1 protein-coding gene is annotated in these 574 nt (G+C 45.1%); it reads right to left on the bottom strand.

The annotated features are described in order from the left end of the window. On the bottom strand, nucleotides 1-574 hold a 574-nt coding region (locus tag R7Q48_RS29580), incomplete at both ends, for an asparagine synthase-related protein (RefSeq protein ID WP_318133938.1).

The following is a 574-nucleotide window of genomic DNA, read 5'->3' as shown; positions in this document are numbered from 1 at the left end:
GTTTTGCTACCGCAGATGTGATGGATGAATCCAGACCACCAGATAGTAGTACGCCGTATGGTACGTCAGTCATTAATTGACGTTTCACCGCTGCTTCCAGTGCTTCTGTTAGTTCTTCTTTACTCGTGCTGTTACCTTGAACAGCAGCATATTCGTTCCAGTCACGGATGTAGTAACGCTGAGGTTCTGCATCTTTTGAGCTGTAGTGCGAACCTGGAGGGAATTCGCTGACTGTTTTACAAACGGGTACGAGTGCTTTCATTTCGGAAGCGACGTAGTAGTTACCGTGTTCATCGTAACCTTGGTAAAGTGGAATGATACCGATATGGTCACGACCTACTAGGTACTCATCTTTTTCTTCATCGTACAGTACGAAAGCAAAAATGCCGTTTAGCTCTTCAAGAAGATCAGCACCCATGTCTTGATACAGCGCTAAAATAACTTCACAGTCAGAGTCTGTTTGGAATTCGTACTTGCCTTCGTAGCGAGCGCGAATCTCTTTGTGGTTGTAGATCTCACCGTTAACGGCAAGGATTAGTTTTTTATCAGGGCTGTATAGTGGTTGAGCACCGCT

This window comes from Vibrio sp. 378, assembly GCF_033339435.1.
The sequence above is the reverse complement of the archived record's forward strand: the minus strand, read 5'-3'. Positions and strand labels throughout refer to the sequence as shown.